Annotated in this window: 18 protein-coding genes; 9 read left to right on the forward strand and 9 right to left on the reverse strand. The window is 66.6% G+C overall.

The annotated features are described in order from the left end of the window. Window positions 1-20 precede the first annotated feature (20 nt). Complete coding sequence (locus tag E8M01_RS03850) at window positions 21-926, reverse strand: LysR family transcriptional regulator (RefSeq protein WP_136958905.1); 906 nt, start codon at window positions 924-926, stop codon at window positions 21-23. A gap of 123 nt (window positions 927-1,049) precedes the next feature. Between E8M01_RS03850 and E8M01_RS03855 the strand changes: the two genes are divergently transcribed. Further along, window positions 1,050-2,228 carry an MFS transporter gene (locus E8M01_RS03855; protein ID WP_136958906.1) on the forward strand — a complete coding sequence of 393 codons (1,179 nt, stop codon included), beginning with the start codon at window positions 1,050-1,052 and terminating at the stop codon, window positions 2,226-2,228. 45 nt (window positions 2,229-2,273) lie between these two features. After that, window positions 2,274-3,212, forward strand: a complete 939-nt coding sequence (locus E8M01_RS03860; RefSeq protein WP_136958907.1) for an alpha/beta hydrolase — start codon at window positions 2,274-2,276, stop codon at window positions 3,210-3,212. Window positions 3,213-3,464: 252 nt separating this feature from the next. Here the strand turns inward: E8M01_RS03860 and E8M01_RS03865 are convergent, their stop codons facing one another. From E8M01_RS03865 to petA, 4 genes are all read right to left on the reverse strand, one after another. Continuing rightward, window positions 3,465-4,334, reverse strand: a complete 870-nt coding sequence (locus tag E8M01_RS03865) for an S-methyl-5'-thioadenosine phosphorylase (protein WP_136958908.1) — start codon at window positions 4,332-4,334, stop codon at window positions 3,465-3,467. 76 nt (window positions 4,335-4,410) lie between these two features. Beyond that, window positions 4,411-5,250: a cytochrome c1 gene (locus E8M01_RS03870; RefSeq protein WP_136958909.1), complete on the reverse strand. Its 840-nt coding sequence runs from the start codon at window positions 5,248-5,250 to the stop codon at window positions 4,411-4,413. Between the two features lie 34 nt (window positions 5,251-5,284). Further along, window positions 5,285-6,598 carry a cytochrome b gene (locus E8M01_RS03875; protein WP_136958910.1) on the reverse strand — a complete coding sequence of 438 codons (1,314 nt, stop codon included), beginning with the start codon at window positions 6,596-6,598 and terminating at the stop codon, window positions 5,285-5,287. A gap of 23 nt (window positions 6,599-6,621) precedes the next feature. Then, window positions 6,622-7,176: a ubiquinol-cytochrome c reductase iron-sulfur subunit gene (gene petA, locus E8M01_RS03880; RefSeq protein WP_136958911.1), complete on the reverse strand. Its 555-nt coding sequence runs from the start codon at window positions 7,174-7,176 to the stop codon at window positions 6,622-6,624. Between the two features lie 349 nt (window positions 7,177-7,525). Between petA and E8M01_RS03885 the strand changes: the two genes are divergently transcribed. Beyond that, the gene (locus E8M01_RS03885) at window positions 7,526-7,993 is read left to right on the forward strand and encodes a tRNA (cytidine(34)-2'-O)-methyltransferase (RefSeq protein WP_136964435.1); all 468 of its coding nucleotides are present in this window, start codon (window positions 7,526-7,528) and stop codon (window positions 7,991-7,993) included. A gap of 86 nt (window positions 7,994-8,079) precedes the next feature. Here the strand turns inward: E8M01_RS03885 and ltrA are convergent, their stop codons facing one another. The 4 genes from ltrA to E8M01_RS03910 form a co-directional block, all read right to left on the reverse strand. Next, entirely contained in the window at window positions 8,080-9,429 is a 1,350-nt protein-coding gene (gene ltrA / locus E8M01_RS03890; protein ID WP_246088531.1) for a group II intron reverse transcriptase/maturase, read from the reverse strand. Window positions 9,430-9,886: 457 nt separating this feature from the next. Further along, window positions 9,887-10,600, reverse strand: coding sequence for an outer membrane protein (locus E8M01_RS03900; RefSeq protein WP_136958913.1), 714 nt, complete (start codon window positions 10,598-10,600; stop codon window positions 9,887-9,889). Window positions 10,601-10,964: 364 nt separating this feature from the next. After that, a complete protein-coding gene (locus E8M01_RS03905; RefSeq protein ID WP_170181768.1) occupies window positions 10,965-12,305 on the reverse strand; it encodes an outer membrane protein in 1,341 nt (446 codons plus the stop codon). Between the two features lie 365 nt (window positions 12,306-12,670). Beyond that, on the reverse strand, window positions 12,671-14,011 hold the full coding sequence (locus E8M01_RS03910; RefSeq protein ID WP_136958915.1) for an outer membrane protein: 1,341 nt from the start codon (window positions 14,009-14,011) through the stop codon (window positions 12,671-12,673). A 339-nt stretch (window positions 14,012-14,350) separates the two neighbouring features. Between E8M01_RS03910 and E8M01_RS03915 the strand changes: the two genes are divergently transcribed. The 6 genes from E8M01_RS03915 (at window position 14,351) to E8M01_RS03940 (ending at window position 19,748) form a co-directional block, all read left to right on the forward strand. After that, window positions 14,351-15,151 (forward strand): hypothetical protein, encoded by an 801-nt coding sequence (locus E8M01_RS03915; RefSeq protein WP_136958916.1) that lies wholly within the window; start codon window positions 14,351-14,353, stop codon window positions 15,149-15,151. A gap of 152 nt (window positions 15,152-15,303) precedes the next feature. Continuing rightward, on the forward strand, window positions 15,304-16,794 hold the full coding sequence (locus tag E8M01_RS03920) for an aldehyde dehydrogenase family protein (protein ID WP_136958917.1): 1,491 nt from the start codon (window positions 15,304-15,306) through the stop codon (window positions 16,792-16,794). 150 nt (window positions 16,795-16,944) lie between these two features. Further along, on the forward strand, window positions 16,945-17,691 hold the full coding sequence (locus tag E8M01_RS03925) for an SDR family oxidoreductase (protein ID WP_136958918.1): 747 nt from the start codon (window positions 16,945-16,947) through the stop codon (window positions 17,689-17,691). Then, window positions 17,691-18,866 (forward strand): fumarylacetoacetate hydrolase family protein, encoded by a 1,176-nt coding sequence (locus E8M01_RS03930; RefSeq protein WP_136958919.1) that lies wholly within the window; start codon window positions 17,691-17,693, stop codon window positions 18,864-18,866. Before E8M01_RS03925 ends, E8M01_RS03930 begins: the two co-directional genes overlap by 1 nt. Window positions 18,867-18,975: 109 nt before the next feature. After that, window positions 18,976-19,266 (forward strand): hypothetical protein, encoded by a 291-nt coding sequence (locus E8M01_RS03935; protein ID WP_136958920.1) that lies wholly within the window; start codon window positions 18,976-18,978, stop codon window positions 19,264-19,266. Window positions 19,267-19,424: 158 nt separating this feature from the next. After that, window positions 19,425-19,748 carry a GFA family protein gene (locus E8M01_RS03940; RefSeq protein WP_484266837.1) on the forward strand — a complete coding sequence of 108 codons (324 nt, stop codon included), beginning with the start codon at window positions 19,425-19,427 and terminating at the stop codon, window positions 19,746-19,748. Window positions 19,749-19,849: the final 101 nt, after the last annotated feature.

Raw genomic sequence — 19,849 nt, forward strand, 5'->3', positions numbered from 1 at the left:
AAAGGCGGGTGACGGAACCGTCACAAGCGAACCGTTTCGACGAGATAGTCGAGGAAGGCGCGCACGCGCGCCGGCAGATGCCCGCCCTGGCCGACGAAGATGGCGCTGATGTCTTCGGTATCGCCGGGATTGTAGGGCTCCAGCACCGGCACCAGCCGGCCGGCGGCGATATCGTCGCGGGTCTGCATGACCGACAGACGGGCCAGGCCGAGGCCGGCCAGGACCAGCTCGAGCATGGTCTCGCCATCGCTCGCCAGCGCATTGCCGACCGGCGACACGGTGACGATGCCGCCGGTCTCGTCGCGAAACGGCCAGCCCTCGACCAGCCGCGTGAAGCTGAAGCCCAGCAGATTGTGCTTCACCAGATCCGCCGGCGTCTCCGGCATGCCGTGGCGGGCGAGATAGCCGGGAGACGCCACCACCGCGACCCGGCTGATGCCGAGCTTTCGGGCCACCAGACGCGATTCGCGCAAGGGGCCGACCCGGATCGCCACATCGGCGCGCTGTTCCAGGAGATCGACCACGGTATCGGTCAGCACCAGGTCGAGCGAAACCTGCGGATAGCGGGCGAGGAAGTCCGGGATGAGCGGCACCAGGTAGCGCCGGCCGAAAGCGACATTGGCATTGACCCGAAGCCGGCCGCGCGGGCTGGCGCCGGCCGCCGCCTCGCGTTCGGCGGTATCGAGATCGCCGAGGATCTGCACCGCCCGCTCGTAGAACACCGCGCCTTCGGCGGTCAGTTGCAGGCTGCGGGTGGAGCGGTTGATCAGCCGCACGCCAAGCCGGGTTTCGAGCCTCGCGATCAGCTTGCTCACCGCCGAGGGCGTCATCCGGCAGGCCCGCGCGGCAGCCGAGAAGCCGCCGAGTTCGATGACCCGGACGAACACGTCCATCTCGCCCGAGCGATTGATGTCCTGTCGGCTCATGGTGAGTTCAATTCACAGGCGCTATTCCTTCAGGCAGTCTAGTTCATCAATGGCTGCGGGTCCACTTGGCAAGGTGACGCCGGCATTCCGCCGGCCGCCCTCACCTTGGCCGGACACCTTCCCATGCCCCTTGCCCTCTATGCGCTCACCGCCGGCGCCTTCGGTATCGGCGTCACCGAATTCGTCATCATGGGTCTCCTGATCCAGGTCGGCGCCGATCTCGGCGTCTCGATCTCCGCTGCCGGCCTGTTGATCTCGGGTTATGCGCTGGGCGTCGTCGGCGGCGCCCCCTTGATGACCGGCCTCACCGCCCGCTGGCGGCGCAAGACCGTGCTGGTCAGCCTGATGATCGTCTTCACCCTCGGCAATCTCGCCTGCGCGCTTGCACCCGACTACTGGTCGCTGATGGCCGCTCGCGTGCTGACCGCCTTTGCTCATGGCACCTTTTTCGGCGTCGGCTCGGTGGTCGCCACCGGCCTGGTCGCGCCGAACAAGAAGGCGTCCGCCATTGCCATCATGTTCACCGGCCTGACGGTTGCCAATATCCTCGGCGTGCCCTTCGGCACCTGGCTTGGCCAGGCGCTCGGCTGGCGCTCGACCTTCTGGGCCGTCACCCTGATCGGCCTCGTCGCGGTCGCGGTCATCACACTTGCCGTGCCGCGCGACGACAAGCCGGAAGCTTCCGGCAGCCTCAAGGACGACCTTGCGGTGTTCGCGCGCCCGCAGGTGCTGCTCGGTCTTGCCATGACGGTGTTCGGCTGGATCGGCGTCTTCGCGGTGTTCACCTATATCGCGCCGATCCTGACCGGCATCACCGGCTTCCCGGATGGCGCGGTGTCGCCGATCCTGCTGGTCTTCGGCGTCGGCCTGGTCGCCGGCAATCTCGGCGGCGGCAAGCTCGCCGACCGCTGGCTGATGCCTTCGGTGCTCGGCACGCTCGCCGCACTCGCCGTCGTGCTGGTGCTGATGACCTTCGCCATCCATGACAAGATTGCCGGTGTCCTGTTTGTCGGGCTGCTCGGGGTTGCCGCCTTTGCCACCGTGCCGCCGCTGCAGATGTGGCTTCTGGAAAAGGCCGAAGGCGCCGGCCAGGGCCTGGCGTCGAGCCTCAATATTGCAGCCTTCAACCTCGGTAACGCCATTGGCGCCTGGCTCGGCGGCGCGGTGATCGACCACGGCCCCGGCCTCGGCGCGATCACCTGGGTGGCGGCGCTGGCGCCATTGGCCGCCCTTGCCATCGCGCTGGTCAGCCGGCGCCTGGAAGCGCCGCGCCGGCTGGTCGCCTCGACCGAATGCCCCTGACATCGCGCCGTCCCGACCGCCCTGTCCGACCTGCAAGGACCAGCCATGCCCCTCAACGCCCAAATCCAGGCGATCATCGATGCCGCCGGCGCGGCGCGCCCGGCCGATGTCGCGCCGATTGATTTTACCACCATCTCCGGCGCCGATTTCCGCGCCACCTTCGTGCCGCCGGCGCCGTCGGCCGCGCCGGTCGTCCTGCCCAGGGTCGAGGACCTGATGATCGCGGGCAGCCGTGGGCCGATGGCGGTCAGGCTCTATTACCCCTGGGGTGACGGCCCCTTCCCGATCACCCTCTATTTCCATGGCAGCGCCTTCGTCGTCGGCAGCCCCGACCTGACCGACGGCATCACCCGGACACTCGCCCGCGACGCCGGCACGCTGGTCGTCTCGGTCGACTACAGCCTTGCCCCGGAAGCGCCGTTTCCGGCGGCGGTCGACGATGCCCATGCCGCACTCGCCTGGGTCCATGACCAGGCCGGCGAGATCGGCGGCATCGCGACCAGGATCGCTGTGGCCGGCGACAGTGCCGGCGGTACTATCGCCGCGGTGCTCGCCCAGGAATCCCGCCACGGCGGCCCGCCCGTCCGGCACCAGCTCTTGTTCTATCCGGTGCTCGACTGCGCCTTCGACACGCCGTCCTACCAGGCCAATGCCGAAGACCCTTTCCTCAGCCGCAACATGATGCGTTGGGCCTGGCGGCAATACTTGCCGGACCCCGGCCTGGCGGCGCAGGTGCGCGCTTCACCGTTGCGCCAGACCGACCTGGCGGGCGTGCCGCCGGCAACCATCTTCACCGCCGAATATGACGTGCTGCGCGACGAGGGCGAGGCCTATGCGGCCGCCCTCGAAAAGGCCGGTGTGGCGGTGACGCTGAAGCGCTGGCCAGGCCAGGTTCACGCCTTCCTGCTGATGCAGGGTGCGGTCGACGACGCCGACATCGCGCTTGGCGAGGCCGCCGCCGCACTGCGCCGGGCCTTGGCTTGAGGCGGGCTTCGAAGTGGCGAATGGCGAGTAGCGACTAGGCCGTGGCTGACGGCGAAGAGATTGTTCCGCCCCGGGCCTGGCCTCACAAGCCTCGCACCTCGTCTTGGCCGGGCTTGTCCCGGCCAAGACGATGAGCCTACGAAAACGAGGGCGGCACCGGGGCGGAGAGGCGAAGGCGGTGCCTCACGGAACACGAGCTTCAAGAGCGGCTCGCCATTCCCGATTCGCTACTCGTTATTCGCCATTCGCCCGCTACAGCACCCGCCCCGCCACCGCGTCGAGCTTGGCGAGCAAGGCCGGATCGCGCTGCTCCTTGGCGGTGACGATGGCGAATTCGAGCGCCCGGTCGGACCCGACGGGGCACGGTTCATGCTCCGCCGGAAAGTCGCGCGCCAGCCGCGCGACCAGGCGGCGGCCCTTGTCGGCATTGGCGTTGAGGTGGTGCATGACCAGCGCCACGTCGACCGGACCAGCTTCTTCATGCCAGGCATCGAAATCGGTGACCATGCCGACAAAGCAATAGGCGATCTCGGCTTCGCGGGCGAGCTTGGCCTCCGGCATGGAGGTCATGCCGATCAGGTCCCAGCCCTGCGCCTTGTGGAACAGGCTTTCGGCCAGCGTCGAGAAGGCCGGGCCTTCCATGCAGACCGACGTGCCGCCAACCGCATGGCCGATGCCCGCGGCGGCGGCGGCCGCCGCCACGCGCTTCTGCAGGAGCGGCGCGACCGGATGGGAAAAGGCTACATGGGCGACGCAGCCGGCGCCAAAGAAGCTCGGCTCGCGCTTGAAGGTCCGATCGATGAACTGGTCGGCCAACACGAAAGTGCCGGGCGGCAGGTCGCCCTTGAACGAGCCGACCGCGGAGAGCGACACCAGGTCGGTCACCCCCATCCGCTTCAGCACGTCGATATTGGCGCGGTAGTTGATGTCGGACGGACCGAGGACATGACCGCGGCCATGGCGCGGCAGGAAGACGATGTCGGTCGCGCCGAGCCGGCCACGGCGGACCAGATCGGAGGGCTCGCCCCAGGGCGAGGCGACCTTGATCTCCTCGACCGCCTCCAGCCCCGGCAGATCATAGATCCCGGAGCCGCCGATGATGCCGAGCACCGCCTTGGTCATGTCGTCCCCCGATCGCTGACATGAAAAGGGCCGCTCGCGCGGCCCTTCGTCAAGCTGTCGTTTCGGCATCAGCCGGTCAGGCGTGGCCTTCGAGCGAGGACCAGACCCGCTTCTTGGTGAAATAGAGCAGGATCGACATGACCAGCAGGAACAGCAGGACCTGGAAGCCGATGCGCTTGCGCTGCTCCAGATGCGGTTCCGCCGTCCACATCAGGAAGGCCGTGACGTCGGCGGCATATTGCCGGGCGGTCGCCGGCGAGCCGTCCGAATAGGTCACCAGGCCATCCTGCAGGATGTTCGGCATGGCGACGGCATTGCCCGGGAAATATTTGTTGTAGTGCAGCCCGGCCATCACCTCGTGGTTGGCTTCATAGCCGGTCAGGAAGGCCTTCAGATAGTCGGTCCCGTGCTCCTGATACATCGTGAAGATGTCGACCAGGAACCAGGGGAAGCCGCGCTCGTAGGAACGCGCCTTCGCCATCAAGGACAGGTCCGGCGGCGCCTTGCCGTTATGCGCGGCTTCCGCGGCCTTGACGTTGGCGAAGGGGCCGGGAATGCGGTCGGCGGGGCGCGGCGCGCGCTCGGCCGGCTGGCCGTCATCGCCGATCTCGCGCACCTTGTGGATCCAGTCGGCGGCGATCTGCGCCACCTGGTCGGCCGGGAATTCCGGGCCACCGGGCTGCGACAGGTTGCGGAACGACATCTGGTTGAGCCCGTGGCAGGCGGCGCAGACGTCCTTGTAGACCTGGAAGCCGCGCTGCAGCTGGGCGCGGTCGAACATGCCGAACGGCCCGGAAAACGACCAGACGGCGCGCGGCGGATTTTCCTGCTCGGCCGCGAGTACCGGCGCGGCCAGGCCGAGGCCAAGGCCGATCAGGCCGGCGGCCGCGGCAAGACGCAGAGAGGTGAATTTCATCGTCATCGATCCCTTGTTCTCTCTCAGCGTCCGCTCAGCCCTTGACCTCGGGCGCGGCATTGGCGCCGACCACCACCGGGGCGCCGCCCTTGGCCTTGCCGAGCACGGAATCGGCGATCGAGGCCGGCAGCGGCTTCGGCGTCTCGAACAGGCCGAGAAGCGGCAGCGCCACCAGGAAATAGGCGAAATAGAGCCCGGTGAAGATCAATGACAGCATCGGGAAAATGCCCTCGGGCGGCTTCGAGCCGAGCCAGCCGAGCATGACGCAGACGATGACGAAGGCCCAGAAGAACTGCTTGTGCAGCGGCCGATAGGCGGTCGACTTCACCTTCGAGGTGTCGAGCCAGGGCAGGAAGGCCAGCACCGCGATCGCCGCGAACATGGCCAGCACGCCGCCGAGCTTGGACGGGATGGTGAGCACCACCAGGTTGATGTCGAAGGTGATGGCGCGCAGGATCGCGTAGAACGGCAGGAAGTACCATTCAGGCACGATATGGGCCGGCGTCACCAGCGGGTCGGCGGGCACATAGTTGACCGCGTGGCCGAGATAGTTCGGCTGGAAGAAGGTGAAATACATGAACATGATGAAGAACACGGCCATGCCGAAGGCGTCCTTGATGGTCGCATAGGGCGTGAACGGCACGGTGTCCTTCTTGACGTCCTTCACCTCGACGCCGGTCGGATTGTTCTGGCCGGTGACATGCAGCGCCCAGACGTGCAGCACGACGACGCCGGCGATCATGAAGGGCAGGAGATAGTGCAGCGAGAAGAAGCGGTTCAGCGTCGGGTTGTCGACCGAATAGCCACCCCACAAATATTCCACCACCGTCGGGCCGACCAGCGGAATGGCCGAGAACAGGTTGGTGATGACCACCGCGCCCCACATCGACATCTGGCCCCAGGGCAGCACATAGCCCATGAAGGCGGTCGCCATCATCAACAGGTAGATGATCACGCCGAGGATCCACAGCACCTCGCGCGGGTCCTTGTACGAGCCGTAATAGAGGCCGCGCAGCATGTGGACATAGACCGCGATGAAGAACATCGAGGCGCCGGTGGCATGCAGGTAGCGCAGCAGCCAGCCGTAATTGACGTCGCGCATGATGTGTTCAACCGAGTTGAACGCCATGTCGACATGGGCGGTGTAATGCATCGCCAGCACGATGCCGGTGACGATCTGGCACACCAGCATGATCGAAAGGATGCCGCCGAAGGTCCAGAAATAGTTCAGGTTCTTCGGCACCGGATAGGCGATGAACGAGTCATAGACGAGCCGCGGCAGCGGAAGGCGCGCGTCGATCCATTTCCCGAAGCCCGATGTGGGAACGTATTGCGAATGACCCTGCATGGTCTTCAACCTCTATTGGATCGTCAGGCGGTCGGTGCGGCGCCGGTGATGCGGATGCGGGTATCCGACACGAAATTATACTGCGGCACCGGCAGGTTGGTCGGCGCTGGGCCTTTGCGGATGCGGCCTGAAGTATCGAAATGCGAGCCATGGCAGGGGCACAGCCAGCCGCCGAAGTCGCCCTGGTTGCCGAGCGGCACGCAGCCGAGATGGGTGCAATTGGCGGCGGTGATCAGCCACTTCTCGTGGCCTTGCTTGACCCGGCGCTGATCGGTCTCGGGATCACGCAGCGTCGCGACGTCGACGTCGCGGGCGGCCTTGATTTCGGCATCGGTGCGGTTGCGGACGAAATAGGGTTTGCCGCGCCACAAGATCTTGATCTGGGCGCCCGAGGCGATCGACGACAGGTCGAGCTCGATCGGCGCGCCGGCGGAGACCGTGCTGGCATCGGGCGCAAGCTGGCTGATGAACGGCCACACGGTTGCAGCACCACCCACCGCGGCCGCGGCACCGGTCGCAAGAAACAGGAAGTCGCGGCGGTTGCCCTCTGCGGCGTGATCAACACTGGCCACTATCATCGTCCTTTCGTCCTGGGTCCGTCGCGGACCTCGATCGCGCCGGAGAGCCCAAGAGCCCTTTGGAGAGAACCCGCTGCGATGGCGTCGCGCCTGGCGCGGGGCCGCCCGGGCGGTCCACTCGCGCCGGCAGGGCCTCGAAACCCAGGCCCTCGAAACCAAGAGCCAAGGAATCCGCGCGGGAACCTTTGTCGGCGTTGGCTTATTCGCATCGTTGCTTCGGGATGTCCAGTGCACCGTTTAGAACGTGTCCATGGAACGCATGGCACCTTCGTCGCATGGGAATATCGCCATGGTTTCCAAGCTTCGACCGGCTTGACGACATGCCGTGACGGCAGCCAACAGGGCCCTCATGATCCGCATCGCGCTCTATCAGCCTGACATCGCCCAGAACACCGGCACCATCATGCGGCTCGCCGCCTGTCTCGGCCTCGGCATCGACATTGTCGAACCCTCCGGTTTTCCGGTCTCCGACCGGGCCTTCCGCCGCGCCGGCATGGACTATCTCGACCATGTCGACTGGCGCCGCCACAACGACTTCCAGGCCTTCGAAGCGGCCCGGCGGGCAGACGGGCATCGCCTGGTCCTGATGACCACCAGGGCCGCGGTCCCCTATGCCCAATTTGTCTATCAGGCCGGTGACATCCTGATGGCCGGACGCGAATCGGCCGGGGTTCCGGACGAGGTGCACGACGCCGCCGACGCTCGCATCGTCATTCCGATGGCGCCGGGCCTGCGCTCGCTCAATGTCGCGGTCGCCGTGGCCATGGTCGCCGGCGAAGCGCTCAGGCAGACCGGGACTTTCCCCGGGACCTCCTGAATCGGCATAGGGGGCGGTCGTTTGACCGCACCCCTGCCACACCACCCGGCATGCGGGTCCGCACCGGGCGGTTCGAGAGATTGAGGTCAGGCGAGCCTGGGCATTCCCAGTTGGTCGGCCCATTTGATCGTGAGGACTGAGTTGAGGAGCATCCCGCTGTTGCGCCACCAGCAGCGGGAGTTTCCCGCTACCTTCTGAGCGACGTTGGGTTTGGCTCCCATCGCTATCAGCTCCCGAAGGATTGTCCTGCCCCGCTTCCAGTGCTTGAGCTGGATGGCCCGCAAGCGATGACGCATCCACTCGTCCAGCTCGCGCCAGACCTTGGGTGTTTGCGCCAGTCGGAAGTAGGCTTTCCACCCCAGCACGAAGGAGCACAACCGCGCCGTCACCGCTGTTAACGATCGCCCGGTCACCCGGGGTGTCAGTTCACGGATCCGGGTCTTGAACGCCTTGATCGCCTTGTCGGCGACCCGCCGTTTGACCACCCGACCCGGCGCCACCCAGAAGGCGTAGCCGAGAAAGCGGCGGCCGAAGACGGAAGCCACGGCACTCTTGGTCTCGTTCACCGTCAGATGAAGCCGGCCGTAGAGTCGTCGCAGCAGAGCCATGACCCGCTCGCCCGCCCGCCTGGACCGCACATAGACGTTGCTGTCGTCGGCATAGCGGCAGAAGGCATGGCCGCGTCGTTCAAGCTCCTTGTCCACCTCGTCGAGCAGCACGTTGGCCAGCAGCGGTGACAGCGGGCCACCTTGCGGCGTGCCCCTGGTCCGCTTGATGACCGCATCCCCATCAACAATGTCAGCGTTCAGGAAGGCACGGACCAGACGGATAACGCCGGGATCCGGGACCTTCCGGCGCAGACGATCGATCAGGATGTCGTGGTCCACCCGGTCGAAGAATTTCTCCAGGTCGACATCCACCACAACCCGCCGCCCGGACTGCACGAACGATTGCGCCGCCAAAACGGCATCGTGTGCGCGTCTGCCCGGGCGGAAGCCGTAGCTGTGCTCGCTGAAGGTCGGATCAAGGATCGGCTGCAGGACTTGCAGGAGCGCCTGTTGGATCAGGCGATCCAGCACCGTCGGGATGCCGAGCTCGCGCTCGCCTCCCCCCGGCTTCGGGATCATCACGCGACGCACCGGCTGCGGCTGGTACGTCCCCTTCAGCAGACTGTCGCGGATCACGGACCAGTCGGTTCGCAGCATGCTGGCCGTCTGGTCGATATCCAGACCATCCACGCCTGCCGCACCCTTGTTGGCGCGCACCTGCTTCAAGGCCCGCAGAAGGTTCTCTCGCGCCAGAACCGCTTCGAGCAGTCCCGGCCCCGTGTCGTTCCTGGTCCGGGGCGGGGGCGCGGCTTCGTCGAGACAGGAGCCCGAGCGGGCTTCACCCGTTCGCCTCTCCCGCTTCCCGGGCGTACCCGGCATCTGACGCATGGCCTTGCTCATCCTTGGGGGAACTTCACTCTCTCTCGTTCGGTCCTTCGCCGACGGTGGCCCGCCGGCTACTACGACCTCGGCTGACTTCTCGCTCCGGTTCGACACCGTCGCCCTTTCAGGCACGAGGCGAGATCTCCCCAGGTAAGAACGCAATCCTTCCCCGCACAAACGCCGGATTTACGTCATCGAGCCTTGACCACAAGGGCTTTGCGGTTCGTTGCCCGCTCGCCCTGCTCGACACCGCCTTCTATCCGGTTCTTGTCCATCGTCTCGCGGGTTACGCTCCACGCTTCCTCCCCACGGTCGGTCGCCCTTCCGCAGTTGCGCTTCGCTTCGTTCGCTGTGGCCAGCTTACGGGAGGACTTCCACCTCCAAGATTGCGCCCATGCTGGGCGCACAACGCAGCAGGCCGCCCGAAGGCGGCCTGTGACAAGCACGATAATGGCTGATCGGATCAGTAGCGCGCGACGATCGCGCCCGGACCGGTCGAGAACAGATAGTTCACGCCGAGGCGGAACTTGTGGGTCTCGAGGCGAACGTTCGCGCCGCCGACGAAGATGTCCTTGTTGCCGTAGTTCGAATAGAGATATTCGCCGCGCACCGTCCAATTCGGCGTGAAGGCATATTCGGCGCCGCCACCGACGGTCCAGCCGACACGCGTCTGGCTGGCGGAGTTCACGACCACGGCGGCGCCGCCGAGGGTCACGCCGGCCCCGAAGTCGGCGAAGGCCACGCCGCCGGTGACATAGAGCAGCAGCCGGTCGATGGCGATGCCGGCGCGCGCCCGGATCGAGGCGTCCCAGCTGGTCTTCCAATAGGCCGAGATGATACCGAAGCCCAGGGCCGAGTTGAAGTTGCGGCGAACCCCGAAATAGCCGAAGTCGCCTTCGACGCCGAGGACGAAATTGTTGATCTGGTAGTTGTAGCCGATCTGGGCGCCGCCGACGAAGCCGGTGCCGCTGCCGGACAGGGCACCGCCCGTCAGGGTGCCCAAATTGGTGTTGGCGATGCCGATACCGGCATTGAGGCCGACATAGAAGCCGGTCCAGTTGAACGCGGGCGCGAGGATCGCCGCGGGAACGGCGACGCGCTGCACGCCGAGATCGGCCGCCTGCGCGCCCGAGGCAAGACCCGCCATGGCAGCGGCTGCGATGATGAGCTTCTTCATGACGCTTCCCCCGTTTGATGCCGGAGGGCCAACGACCGTCGACTGGCCCCGGATCGCTGCCCTGCCGGCGACGGCACTCCACGTGCCGGATGCCCCTGGAAGGCGCTGAACGTATCGGTTGCATGGTACCGATGACCGATCAACCGCCAACACCCCAGGAAATCGCGGCGGCACGGTGACACATGTGGTTTTGCGACCGGATGTGACGCAACGGCAACAGTCGTGGCGGACGGCCCCCCCGCGGGGCGCGATGCAACAAGCGACCGATCGTGGGAGGGTGTGGCTCTCAGGCCTCCTCACGTCCCTGAAGCGCAACAGGCCGCCCGAAGGCGGCCTGTGCTGATCCGCAAAGCGTGAGCCGCGATCAGTAACGCGCGACGACCGCGCCCGGACCGGTGGTGAACAGGTAGTTCACGCCGACCGTGACCGAGTGGACATCTTCCTTCGCGCGCAGGCCGAACGCGATAGGGCCGGAGGACACCAGCCAATTGCCGGCCGAGAAGTTGTGGTAGCTATATTCGACCTTGGCCGACCAATTGGGCGCGAAAGCATATTCCGCGCCGCCGCCGACAAACCAGCCGATGCGGGCGTTGGAGGTCGAGCCGGAGGTCGGGCCGAGGAGCTCCCCGTCGGTGTTGAACCCGGCGAAGGCGACGCCGCCCTTGGCGTAGATCAGGGCACGGTCGAGGACGGTGAAGCCGACCCTCGGGCCCATGGTCGCGAGCCAGTTCACCCGCGTCCGGAACGTACCGACAACCGACGTGGCCGAACCCGACAAGCCGGCCCACGCGGCGGTCGCTTCCAGGCCGAGCACGGCCCGGTTGATCTGATAGTTCCAGCCGAACTGGCCGCCCAGCAGAACGCCGTTATGGCCGTGATTCGGGGCCAGTCCCCCCAAGGCGGCATCAAACGTCGTCGAACCCCAGCCATAACCGGCATGGGCGCCGAGATAGAAGCCGGTCCAGTTGAAGCCGCCGGCCGCATCCAGGGACGCCGCCCTGGCGGCGGCCTGGCGGCTCACCGGAAACAGGTAGTTGAAGCCGAGCGTGATGGTGTGAATGTCGCGGCTGGACCGCAGGCCCTGCGAACCCGGAGCAATGTCGAACTGCGCGAAGCCGCTGCCGAGGTTGATGTAGTTATATTCGACCTTGGCGCTCCAGTTCGGCGTCAACGCATATTCGACGCCACCACCGACGAACCAGCCGGCCTGCGCATGCGACCCGGAGGCCGCCAGGCCGCCGCCGTTGTCGATGCGCGACTGGAAACCGGCGATCGCGAAGCCTCCCTTGGCGTAGATCAAGGCGCGGTCGAAAGCGAAACCAAGCCTTGGACCAAGGGTAGCGATCCAGTTCGTCTTGGAGTGAATGGTGGCGCCGAAACCCAGGGCATCCGAGACCGACCCCGACAGGGAGGCCCAGGCCAGCGTTCCCTCGAGGCCGAGCACGAACTGGCCGACCTGGTAGTTCCAGCCGAACTGGCCGCCGATCAGGGCGCCCGACGTCCGCGTGTTGGGAATGCCCATAAGCGGATCGAAACTGGTATTGCCCCAGCCGTAGCCGGCGTGCAGGCCGGCATAGAAGCCGGTCCAGTCGTGGCCGGTGGCGAGAATGGCCGAGGGAACGGCGATCCTCTGCCCACCGAGATCGGCGGCCTGGACGCCGGTGGCTGAAACGGCAAGAACCGCGGCCAGAATGGATCGCTTCAAGACACTCTCCCTTGAACGTTTTTGCTTGCCGCCGACCCGCGCTGAATGTCGGGTTGCCATGCCGGCCGGTTGCAATGTTCCGTTGCGACAATCGCTGTCATGATGCGGCCAGGCTCGCAAGCCATACCTGCCCTATCGGAAGCTCGCACGGTTGAATCGTACCGCTTTTTGTCAGCCTGTGGCCGACACGTCACACGTCCCCGGTTTGCACCGACGGCGATGAGGCACCGGTGCCACGGTGGACGAACACCATGCGGCGCTCGGCACGGCAACCGCACGTGTGGCTTTCAGGTCGCCTGCGCCCCTGACGCGCAACAGGCCGCCCAAGGGCGGCCTGTGCAGATCAAACGAAGCAAGAGCCGCGATCAGTAACGCGCGACGACCGCACCCGGACCGGTGGTGAACAGGTAGTTCACGCCGACCGTGACCGAGTGGACATCTTCCTTCGTGCGCAAGCCGACCACGAAGGGCCCCGCGCTGGCCAGCCAGCTGCCGGATGAGAAGTTGTGGTAGTTATACTCGACCTTGGCCGACCAATTGGGGGCAAAGGCATATTCCGCGCCGCCGCCGACGAACCAGCCGATGCGGGCGCTGGACAGCCGATCGCCGCTGCCCGCGATTTCCGCGCCGGTCTCGAACCCGGCGAAGGCGACGCCGCCCTTGCCGTAGATCAAGGCGCGATCGAACACGGTGAAGCCGACCCTCGGGCCCATGGTTGCCAGCCAGTTCACCCGCGTCCGGAACGTGTTGCCGAGCGCCGTCGTCGAGCCCGACAGGCCAGCCCAGGTGGCGGTCGCTTCCAGGCCCAGCACGACCCGATTGATCTGATAGTTCCAACCGAACTGGCCGCCGAGCAGGACGCCGTCATGGCTATGATTCGGCCCCAGCGGACCCAAGGCGGCATCGAATGTCGTCGAACCCCAGCCATAACCGGCATGGGCGCCCAGATAGAAGCCGGTCCAGTTGAAGCCGCCCGCGGCGTCCAGGGACGCCGACCTGATGGCGGCCTGGCGGCTCACCGGAAACAGGTAGTTGAAGCCAAGCGTGATGGTGTGAATGTTCCGGTTGGTACGGAACCCCTGTGCAAACCCGCCGCCCGCGTCGAGCAGGGCGACGCCGGTGCCGAGATTGATATAGTTATATTCAGCCTTGACGCTCCAGTTCGGCGTCAGCGCATATTCGACACCGCCGCCGACAAACCAGCCGCCCTGCGCATGCGACCCTGAGGCCGAGCCGGCGAGCGGATTGACGATGCGGGTCTCGAGACCGGCGATCGCCAAGCCGCCCTTGGCATAGATCAAGGCGCGGTCGAAGGCGAAGCCAAGCCTTGGGCCAAGCGTGGCGATCCAGTTCACCTTGGAGTGCAGGACGGAGCCCGAGCCGGAGGGATCCGAGACCGAACCCGACAGCGAAGCCCAGGCCAGCGTGCCTTCCAGGCCGAGAACGAACTGGCCGACCTGATAGTTCCAGCCGAACTGGCCGCCGATCAGGGCGCCCTGCGAGCGCGTGTCGGGAACGTTGGCGAGCGGGTCGAAACGGGTGTTGCCCCAGCCATAACCGGCGTGCAGGCCGGCATAGAAGCCGGTCCAGTCGTGGCCGGTGGCGAGAATGGCCGAGGGGACGGCGATCCTCTGCGCTCCGAGATCGGCGGCCTGGACGCCGGTGGCGGAGACGGCAAGAACCGCGGCCAGAACGGATCGTTTCACGACATTCTCCCTTGAACCGTTTCTCTGCCTTGAGCTGCCCGCCTATCGGACGGCCATGCCGGCACGGTTGTAATGTTTCGTCACGGCAATCGCTGTCATGATGCGGCCGAACCCACAAGCGCATGGCTGTCCTACCGAAGGCCCACCGGTTAAACCGTCCGGCTTTCTGTGGAACTGTGGCCGTCACGTCACATTGGCCCCGTTCGCGCCGCCGGCGGCGGCGGCGCAGCGGTGGACGGCTGCGACGCGGCGCTTGGGAAGACGGCCGTCCGTGATTAAATGTCTTTCGGGGACGCGGGGTCCGGTCCCCCGCGGGTCTGCGGTTGCCGAGGACGGGTCATGGACGAGAAGCAGGCAGGCGCTGCCGCCGGCGCGCTCTACGAACGATCGCTGAAGGACGCCATGCGCCGCATGCGCATCCAGGAAGCCGAACGCACCGGCGTGATCGTCGCCCTGCGCGACGCCGAGCTCGCCCGGCTGGAAATCCTGCGCGACAAGCTGACGCCGGTCTTCGCCCAGGTGCCCGCTCATATTGATCTGTTCGACACCGGGCTGGTCCCCGGCGATCCGCCACGCCTGTGGATCGACATGATTTCTTTTGTCGAGATGGCCCGCGACAAGCGCCAGTTCCGCTTCCTGCAGGACAGCCGTCTCGGCCGCTCGATCATCCTCGAAAGCGATAATGCCGATACCATTGCCGACAGTGTCACGGCTTATGTCGCCCAGCGCCTGATCGAGCGCGAGCGCATGCTCGGCGCACCGCGGGCGAGCACCGACGCGGCGGCCGTTCAGCTGGCGGAACCACAGCCGACAGGTCTGCCGCGTGCCGGGCTGCCGGCCGTGCTGGCGAGCCCTGCCGAAACCGGACAAGCGGTCCAGGCGAGAGCCGATGCGCTCCCGGCCCAGTCGTTCGCGGCGCAGTCCTTCGCGGCACCTGCCGAGGCGTCGGCCCCGGTCCGGCCCGAAGCGCCGCCCGCCAGGTCCGAAACAGCCGCGGCCCGGTCCGAGGTGCCGATGGCGGCACCGGCACGCGAAGGTGTGCGCTTCAGCGGCCTCGGCGCCTTCGTGGTGTTCCTGATCGGTATCGGCCTCGGCGTCGGCGCGATCCTGGCGGCCGCCCAGATCGCCGCGCGCGGCTGAGGCGGTCCGGACGGCGGCCGATCCTCCGGCCGCTTCCAGATGCCGCACTTGTGCATGCGGCACCCATGCGCAGGCCCCTTTCAGTGATATCCGCGCGCGGCTAGGTTCCGTCCAACCCCGCCGGAGCCCGGCCGCCTTCCAAGGAGATCGCCATGACCATCGCCGAACCTGCCGCCGGGAACCGCGAACCCGCCGCCAAGATCCGTAAGGTCTTCAACATTGTCGACGGTGCGTCGAGCGAGGCCGCCGACGGCCGCACCATCGACGCTGTCGGTCCGTCCGACGGCAAGGTCATCGCCATCATGCCGCGCTCCAGCGCCGGCGATGTCGACCGTGCCGTGGCCGCCGCCCGCCGCGCCTTCGAGGACGGCCCCTGGGGCCGGATGACGGCCACCGAGCGCGGCCGCCTGCTGGTCAGGCTCGGCGAAGCCATCCTCGCCCATCACGAGGAGCTGTCGATCCTCGAGAGCATGGACACCGGCAAGCCGTTCAAGCAGGGCAAGGCCGACATCACCGCCACCGCCCGCTATTTCGAATTCTACGGCACCGCCGCCGACAAGGTTCACGGCGAGACCATCCCCTTCCTCAACGGCTATACCGTCGCCGTGGTGCGTGACCCCCATGGCGTCACCGGCCATATCGTGCCCTGGAACTATCCGGCCCAGATCTTCGGCCGCTCGGTCGCGGCCTCGCTCGCCTGCGGCAATACCTGCGTGGTCAAGCCCGCCGAGGACGCCTGCCTGTCGCTCATCCGCATCTGCGAGCTGGCGCTGGAGGTCGGCTTCCCGCCTGGCGTCATCAACCTCCTGACCGGGCTCGGCGAAGAGGCCGGCGCGGCGCTGTCCAACCACCGCGGCATCGACTTCATTTCGTTCACCGGTTCGCCCGAGGTCGGCACGCTGATCCAGACGGCGGCCGCCAAGAACCATATCGGCTGCACCCTCGAACTCGGCGGCAAGAGCCCGCAGGTGCTGTTCGCCGATGCCGATTTCGACGCGGCCGTGCCGGTGCTGGTCAATGCCATCGTCCAGAACGGTGGCCAGACCTGTTCGGCGGGTTCGCGCATGCTGATCGAGCGCAAGGCCTATGACGAGTTGGTCGGCCGGGTCGCGGAGCGCTTCAAGACCGTGCGCGTCGGCAGTTGGGACATGGATTTCGACTGTGGCCCGATGATCAATGCCGGCCAGAAGCGGCGCGTCGAGGGCTTTGTCGAGCGCGCCCGCGCCGACGGCATCCCGGTGCTGGCCGAAGGATCGGTCGCCGGCGACGTGCCGGCCGGCGGCTACTACGTCGCGCCGACCCTGTTCGGCCCGGTGCCGCGCTCCAACCGGCTGGCTTGCGACGAGGTTTTCGGACCGGTGCTCTCGGCCATCCCCTTCGACGACGAGGCCGATGCGATCCGGCTCGCCAACGGCACCGATTTCGGCCTGGTTGCCGGTGTCTGGAGCCGCGAGGCCAAGCGCTCCATGCGGGTCGCCCGCGCCATGCGCTGCGGCCAGGTCTTCGTCAACGGCTACGGCGCCGGCGGCGGCATCGAGCTGCCGTTCGGCGGGGTCAAGAAATCAGGCCATGGCCGCGAGAAGGGGTTCGAGGCGCTCTACGAATTCTCGGCCTCGAAAACCGTCGTCATCAATCACGGCTGATCACCATCGGCCCGGCTGATCACAATCGGCCCGGCTGATCACCATCAGCCCGGCTGGCCACCATCGGCCCGGCTGATCGCGATCATCAGGGGGTGATCACCATCGGTCGGACCGACAACACGCATCATTGCTTTCAAGGGAGTGGGGACCATGCGTCTCAAGGATAAGGTCGCCATCGTCACCGGCGGCGCTCAGGGCTTCGGCAAGGGCATCGCGGAGACCTTCGCGCGCGAGGGTTGCAAGGTGGCGGTGTTCGACCTCAACGAGGACGGCGCGAAGGAGGTTGCCAAGGGCATCGGCCGCAAGGCCATGGGCGTGAAATGCGACGTGTCCAAGGCCAAGGACGTGCAGCGCGCGGTGGCCAAGGTGGTCGCCCGCTTCGGCAAGGTCGACATCCTCATCAACAATGCCGGCACGTCGCATCGCAACCAGCCGATGCTGGATGTCGACGAGGCGACCTTCGACCGCGTCTTCGACGTCAATGTGAAGTCGATCTTCCACTTCGCCCATGCCGTCGTGCCCCTGATGCGCGGCAATGGCGGCGGCTGCATCATCAATGTCGGCTCGACCGCGGGCCTCAGGCCGCGCCCCGGCCTGACCTGGTACAACGCCTCGAAGGGCGCGGTGAACCTGATGTCGAAATCGATGGCGGTGGAACTCGCCCCGGACAAGATCCGCGTCTGCGCGCTGGCGCCGGTCGCCGGCGACACGCCGCTGCTCGGCACTTTCATGGGCGAGGACACCCCGGAAATGCGGGCGAAGTTCATTGCCTCGATCCCCATGGGCCGGCTGTCGACCCCGAAGGACATTGCCGATGCCGCGCTGTTCCTGGCCGCCGACCCGGGGAATTTCCTCACCGGCGTGGTGCTGGAAGTCGACGGCGGCCGGTGCATCTGATGGCCCGCCCGGCGCTTGACCCAGCCTCGACCTTGCCGAAGGACGGCACGGCCGGAACGCTCGTCGGCCGCGTCCATCGCCCGGGCCTCGGCGCCTCCGTGGTGGCGATCCGCGACGGCGGCCTGTTCGATGTCACCGCGCACTTCCCGACCACCGCCGACCTGTTCGACCAACCCGATCCGGCGGCGGCGCTCAAGGCGGTTGCCGGCGAGCGCTTCGGCGAGCTCGCCGAGATCCTGGCCAATACCGCATCCGAGGCGCAGGGCGCGGGCAAACCGGTCCTGCTCTCGCCGATCGACGTCCAGGCGGTGAAGGCCGCCGGCGTCACCTTCGCCCTCTCCATGGTCGAACGGGTGATCGAGGAACAGGCCAAGGGCGTGCCGGAACGGGCCAGCGCCATCCGCACCGAGATCGGCGAGATCATCGGCGGCGAACTGAAAGGCCTGAAGCCCGGCTCGCCGGCGGCCGAGGCGCTCAAGGCCCACCTGATCCAGCGCGGGCTCTGGTCGCAATATCTCGAGGTCGGCATCGGGCCGGACGCCGAGATCTTCACCAAGGCGCCGGTCCTGTCCTCGGTCGGCACCGGCGCCGATGTCGGCCTGCACCCGATCTCGACCTGGAACAATCCCGAACCGGAGGTCGTGCTGGTCATTTCCTCGGCCGGCCGGATCGTCGGTGCGACGCTCGGCAACGACGTCAACCTGAGGGATGTCGAAGGCCGCTCGGCCCTGCTGCTCGGCAAGGCCAAGGACAACAATGCCTCGGCTTCGCTCGGTCCCTTCGTGCGCCTGTTCGATGCGACCTTCGGCGTCGACCAGGTCCGCGCCATGAAGGTGTCGCTCACCGTGTCGGGCGAGGACGGCTTCGTCATGCAGGGCGCCAGCGACATGGCGGCGATATCAAGGGATGTCGAGGACCTGGCGCGCCAGGCGATCGGCCCGCACCACCAGTACCCGGACGGGCTGGTGCTCTATTGTGGCACGCTGTTCGCGCCGATCCAGGATCGCGAGGCGCCGGGCAAGGGCTTCACCCACAAGCTCGACGACGTCGTGACCATCGCCAGCGCCGAACTCGGCAGCCTGACCAACCGGGTCCGGCTCTCCACCGAGTGCCCGCCCTGGACCTATGGTCTGCGCAATCTGATGGCCGACCTAGCGGCCCGGCGCGGCCGCTGACCGGGCACCCTGCGCCGATCACGGCGAACGGACCGCCAGCCGGCCCGTTCGCGCCAATGGTGTCCCGGCAAAACCCGACATGCCGCTGATGACCCGAAAGGGTGGAGCCGTGACGAAACGTGCGACCGTCATCATCGATATCAGGGACGAAGATCTCGTCGCCACGGCGGAAGCCTGGCTGGCGGAGAACAAGCCGTCGCTCACCGCCTTCGTCGACAAGGGTTGCTATTGCTGCGTCATCAGTTGGGATGTCGAGGGCCCGGCCACGGTGATCGACAGCCTGCCGCGGGAGCTGCGCTCCTACAGCCAGTGGGACGACAACGACTTCGCCATGGACAAGCTGATCCCGCAAAACCCGATCCGCCGCTGGCTGCACCGGCTGCGTCCGGCCAGACGATGAGGCAAAAGGGTATCGCCGCGGCTCCGCCAGACTGCGTGGCGACTTCGCTGGCCGTATTGTGACGACATGTGTGACACAAACCGAAAGGGCCTCGGGTGGAAACCAAACACTATCTCGGTGGGTGCCTTTGCGGGGCCATCCGGTTCAGGGCGACGGGCGTGCCAGGCAATCCCCACACCTGCTCCTGCACGCTCTGCCAAAGTCATTCGGGCGCACCGACGCTGTGCTGGGTGGAGTTTCCGAAGGAGGCCGTCGAATGGATTGGCGAAGGCGGAATGCCGACGCTCTATCGATCGTCAAACGGCTCCAGCCGCTCTTTTTGCCCGCGTTGCGGCAGCACACTGGGGGCCATTGACGATCATCCGACCGTCGCGCTGGTCACCGGCAGTTTCGATGCAAAGGACATATCGGAGTTCCGTCCGGTGTTTCACGCGTTTGAAGACTCATGCCCGAACTGGTGGAAAATCGACATCGCACGGTGAGGGAAACCATGCCCAAACGCATCGCGGCGTGGTTTCACCAAACTCTTGCGGGCAGCGCGCTGTCCGCGTGAGCCTCTCAGCCTCTACGCCAATGACATCAC

The organism is Phreatobacter stygius, assembly GCF_005144885.1.
In the GTDB taxonomy this organism is placed as follows: domain Bacteria; phylum Pseudomonadota; class Alphaproteobacteria; order Rhizobiales; family Phreatobacteraceae; genus Phreatobacter; species Phreatobacter stygius.